At 45.3% G+C, this 4604-nt stretch carries 6 protein-coding genes; 1 reads left to right on the top strand and 5 read right to left on the bottom strand.

Translation table 11 applies throughout. The features are described from left to right. Positions 1 to 88 precede the first annotated feature (88 nt). The 3 genes from AC5JLB_RS13800 to AC5JLB_RS13790 all read right to left on the bottom strand — a co-directional run bounded on the left by AC5JLB_RS13800 (position 89) and on the right by AC5JLB_RS13790 (position 1480). Positions 89 to 286: a DNA-binding protein gene (locus tag AC5JLB_RS13800; protein ID WP_495874407.1), complete on the bottom strand. Its 198-nt coding sequence runs from the start codon at positions 284 to 286 to the stop codon at positions 89 to 91. Positions 287 to 457: 171 nt separating this feature from the next. After that, positions 458 to 853: a DUF6678 family protein gene (locus AC5JLB_RS13795; protein ID WP_495874406.1), complete on the bottom strand. Its 396-nt coding sequence runs from the start codon at positions 851 to 853 to the stop codon at positions 458 to 460. 402 nt (positions 854 to 1255) lie between these two features. Beyond that, complete coding sequence (locus AC5JLB_RS13790) at positions 1256 to 1480, bottom strand: hypothetical protein (RefSeq protein WP_495874405.1); 225 nt, start codon at positions 1478 to 1480, stop codon at positions 1256 to 1258. Between the two features lie 808 nt (positions 1481 to 2288). Here AC5JLB_RS13790 and AC5JLB_RS13785 point away from each other — a divergent pair. Then, on the top strand, positions 2289 to 3719 hold the full coding sequence (locus AC5JLB_RS13785) for an ATP-grasp domain-containing protein (protein ID WP_495874404.1): 1431 nt from the start codon (positions 2289 to 2291) through the stop codon (positions 3717 to 3719). Between the two features lie 104 nt (positions 3720 to 3823). On the opposite strand, the gene AC5JLB_RS13780 is transcribed toward AC5JLB_RS13785, so the two are convergent. Both AC5JLB_RS13780 and AC5JLB_RS13775 read right to left on the bottom strand, forming a co-directional pair. After that, the gene (locus tag AC5JLB_RS13780; RefSeq protein WP_495874403.1) at positions 3824 to 4375 is read right to left on the bottom strand and encodes an opioid growth factor receptor-related protein; all 552 of its coding nucleotides are present in this window, start codon (positions 4373 to 4375) and stop codon (positions 3824 to 3826) included. 36 nt (positions 4376 to 4411) lie between these two features. Beyond that, complete coding sequence (locus tag AC5JLB_RS13775) at positions 4412 to 4549, bottom strand: hypothetical protein (RefSeq protein WP_495874402.1); 138 nt, start codon at positions 4547 to 4549, stop codon at positions 4412 to 4414. Between the last annotated feature and the right edge of the window lie 55 nt (positions 4550 to 4604).

Below are 4604 nucleotides of genomic sequence, written 5' to 3'. Positions count from 1 at the left end.
AAGAGATTTTATTTGCTTTGCTTCCCCTGCCGCTTCTAACTAGCAACTTAAGTTAGTTCTAACACCTCAATTAATGTTAGAAAACGCATCATGCTAAACGCTTATACAACTCAGCATTTTTTGTCAACACATGACTGGCGGCATCAATAAACTCGCTCTTTTGGGAATTGAGCCAATCCTCTAAGCTTGCCTTCAATAGAACTTCGAGCGCAATTCCATGCACTGCCGCCAAAGTTTGTAGCTTTTCAAACTGGCTATCTGAAAGGTCAATCCTGATAGAAGTCACAGCGATCGCTCTCCTAGTGTGTCTAGGTCAAGCTTAACATTCGCACCTGACCGATAATCTCTCTGTATAGCCCCAATCCAGGACGAAGCAAGCTAACGGTTTGGGTCAGCGGTTGCCGAAATCTTTGCATCCCACCCAATCAGCTTCGCACTTGTTGGGACGCCATCTCCGTTAGCAAATGCGATGTCCCCAAACTCGTATCGCTCCATCCTCAATAGTCACCATAGCGTTCAATGCTTCTAACGCCGCGACGATTTCGCCCATCGTGATCGCATGGACACTAGCACCATAAGTCGGGGTTGCCGGGTCAATCTCAAGCCATTCGACCTCAAGAGTCAGAATAGGACCAACAGAGGGGAGCTCAATATATGTATCTGGAATACCCGCAACGATAGAACCCCATTGACTCACCGCTGAGTCGCTAATGAGTTTTATCCGAACCCTTCGTTTCCAGGTCAGTAACAGCTCTACCACCTTTTTCCATTTGGTATCGCTCATTAAACTAACGGCATTGCTACGCGAAAGGAGCGCTCTCAATTTCACCCGCCGTGGATCGTGTCCTGTCATATCATTCTCGCAGCGACCCAACTATTATTTAGATAGATCTAACCCTTCCTATTCTGTCTACCTCCCCTGAATTGGGATTTTAGTCAGATCACGAGCCGTATAACACTTCATATCAACATGTTATACAGATCTCAGTCTGCATAACACCCCAAAATAGGATCTTAGGCAGACTGAGCTCTGCATAACGTCCCAAACTGGGTGATTCGAGCAGTCGATCTGTATAACATCCCTGTGCGGCATGTTATACAGATCGACTGCTCGAATCGTAGCCCCGTTCATGAAGCGCGTTTCTCGTCCTCCAGCAAATCTTGATCATCCCTGCTCCAAGCAAGTTGGATAGGCAACAATGACTGCTGCCTATCCATGATCGCGCCTCTAAGCCGATTAGCGCAGAGCGCAACTCTAGAGGAACCGCTGCCTCGTCAAAATACTCATCACCTCGCCTTCAGTCGGGGCAGGAAGTAACGGACTCCACATCCCGGCTTCGGCATAACCGAGACTGTGCAACGTGTGAATCGTTTCGATCACGCCTTCTCGTGATCCAATGGCAAGCAACCGAATCTTCTCACCCTCAAAAGCAAGATGATCCTCCTTCGAGAGCAAGCCGCGCAAATTGTTGTAATTCATCGTTGAGATTTCTCCTGTTATGCATGGGAAGAAATCCCAAAAACTGAAGCCACCCCGCGTGCAGCGTAAAACAGGGTGGCTTCGGGGATGCTATGATCCCGTGTTAGCCTCCCGTACTGCCTCGAACAGTATTGGGGGTTAGCCGTTCAGAGTTGTTGGTAGCAACTTTGAGCGGCGATTAAGGCAACAGCCTTTGGGAGTTGTGTAGTTGACCTGGCAAAAAGCAAGGCAACTTAGTTTGTGAGCGTATCGAATTTAAGCAATCGAGTCAAGCAGATTTAAGAATTGAGCCTGCAATTGAGCAATTGAAGCCGCATTACTGAAAGAAGAGAACAACGATCGTTCTATCTGCATGTCGATACGTTACAAAACCTGATCCATCACTTTACACGCTTACAAGTTTTGTTCTTGATCAACGTAGTTTTGTTCTTAAAGCGATCGCTTTAAGAACAAATCAACATGCACTAATAACCTATGTTTATCCGGTAAGAACTAACACTTTTATTTATGTTATCAAAGTACATTGATCTGTTCTTGATCAACGTTGATTTGTTCTTGATCAACATCGATCTGTTCTTGATCAACATTGATCTGTTCTTAATGTTCGAGCTTTTTTAATTTTTTCAGAACAATTACTGACTAAACCGACAAGTCCTCATTTGACGGATACAAGAAAGATGCGGTTTCTACCCTCCCAATATTTCTACACTCTCGCTAGATCAGCGTTTGGCGCATGTAGTTGTCAGAGCCATTGGCGGAATTTACTTAAGAAGGCTAAGTTCTATCTTTAGTTGCAATCCTGCGGATCTTGCAAAGCAATCACTCTCCTCAATTCCTGCCATTAGAGCGATGGAAGAAGCAACATCACTTGGCATCATGGCGCTATTCGTCACTATGTTTCCTGAGTAACTGGTTGCTAGCGATCGCTTCACCTCTCCATATGAACCCGATATCTGCTTTTCCATATTTTCAAGGAACCTCGTTTTCGGATCTGTTTGCTCAAGACACAACAGATGCTCATTATGCCTTCCTCCTAAACTACCCAGCAACCGCAGGTTGGGCAGCCTACCCCAACACAAACCACTACTTCATCCAAGATGGCAGCAGTGAAGCGACCAAAACATCATTCGACAAGATTTGTCAAAAAGAATCCTGGAAAAATTTAGCCGTGTTGGGCAATGGTTTACCAGGCATCGTGATTTCTCCCGTGCAAGCTGTGTTACTTGACTATTGGCGAGAGCATTTTGGCTTCCGCGATGCCAATCTAAAACTGTTTCACTGCTCAAAGTATCTCGATGAACTCAGCCAGAGCAATTCTTTCGGCAGTTTAGACAGCAACGGAATTGATCAAATCATTACCCTATTTCCGTTTGATCATCTCAAGCCTGAGAAACACGCTGTTGATCCAGACGTTCACTATCATCTGCTGAGCAAAGTCACGCTATCCGAACTAGGAGTACAGTGCCCAGACTATAAAAGCTACGATTTGCGCCAAACGAACATCACAGACATTCCGCTACCCCAAAATTTTCCTTATTTGATCAAAACATCGCACGGACTCTCCGGAGAGGGCACTTACATCATCAGAAACGCCAGTGACCTCAACTACTGTCTAGAAGAACTGAGAAAATATCTTGAGATTGAATCAGTCAGGATGATTGTGGTTTCAGAATTCATCAAGAATGCAGTGCAAAACCACTGCGTCCAGTTCTACGTCAACAAAGCAGGAGAAGTGACGCTGATCGGCACAACAGGTCAACTCGTCGATGCAGAAGGCAACTATTTAGGTGGGCTGATTCATTACAATGACACGGATATGAGCAAGTTTTTTGAGATGATCGCCGCGATCGCTCACTATGCTCATCAGCAGGGCTACTTTGGCGTCATTGGGTTTGACGTGCTAGAAGACCGAGACGGAGGGCTTTATGCGATCGATGCTAATTTCCGGGTCAATGGTTCAACTCCGCTTTGTTTACAGCGTCATACTTTGTTGGGATTAAACAAAGCAGTGGCGAAGTATTCCACCGACTACCGAATGGATGGAGCATTAGACTCTGTGTTGGTCAGGCTCAAACCCTATCTCGATCGCAAAGATTTTACTATCTTGTCTGCATTAGAAAGAGTTAAATACGGCAAAATCTACACTGAAATTTACGGCATTACGGCTGGTGAAACGCTCGAAGACATGCAGCAAATTGAGCACGACTTACAGCATAAGGGCTTGCAGATACTCAGCTAACCTGCGATTTGACAAACCACAACGGCTTCTTTTGTATCTGAAAGAATGAAGTAATGAACGAGTTGGAGATTCCCTAATTCAATAAACTATTTCTTCAACAGTATCTACGCTGCCGCATTGGTTTTAACTGCATCTGTCCAATACCGAAACGTTTCACCTCCAATCTGATCGCGATTCTCTTTGTAGATCTGCTGCAAGCATTCATACACCGCTTGGGCTTCAGCCTCCAACCCAAACGTCATGAGGCACTTTAGTATCCGAGTAATGCGGAGATAATTGTGGTCAAGCAGACAAATCCATTCGCGTTTACGAATTTCATAGTCTTCTGATTTGCTGATCATTACTTCTCCGCGATCGCGTTCCTGGCGTTGCAATCCATAAAACCGAAGCATAACCGTGAGCGATCGCAGCAAATTTTGACGGAGGCGTGAATCATGTTGAAATGCCTGAATCACGTCTTCATCAACGAGCGGTGCATTAGTGTTGAAAGCACTCCTCTCAGATAACGGAAATAACCACTGAATGTAATCGTGAATGCATTCCAGCGCTTCAAAATCCCATGCCCAGATCTCTTGAATTGTTCGACCTTCTGAGTCTCGTTGCTCTCCTAAGTAGAACGGCACAAGCTTTGCGTTGAGGGATTTTTCAGAATTCATAGCAACCTATCCTTGTAAAAGTCTGTTCTAGAGAGATTAAGCCGCAGTTGCACTGCCCAATTGCAGGGCATAGAGATTCGCGTAAATGCCTTGTTGCGCCATCAGTTCAGCATGAGTTCCCCGCTCTACAATTTGTCCTTGCTGAATCACAAAGACTTGATCAGCTTGGCTCACCGGGTAATGTCTCAGACATGTTGTTTGGGTCTAAATGACTAGTCCAAAGGCGATT

It is taken from the genome of Myxacorys chilensis (assembly GCF_059505265.1).
This window is presented reverse-complemented; position numbering and strand designations above follow the sequence as displayed.

Bases quoted from the DNA above. Each gene is read 5' to 3' on its own strand.
- AC5JLB_RS13780 (WP_495874403.1), bottom strand. From the start codon at position 4,375: ATGAATTCTGAAAAATCCCTCAACGCAAAGCTTGTGCCGTTCTACTTA.
- AC5JLB_RS13795 (WP_495874406.1), bottom strand. From the start codon at position 853: ATGACAGGACACGATCCACGGCGGGTGAAATTGAGAGCGCTCCTTTCG.
- AC5JLB_RS13790 (WP_495874405.1), bottom strand. From the start codon at position 1,480: ATGAATTACAACAATTTGCGCGGCTTGCTCTCGAAGGAGGATCATCTT.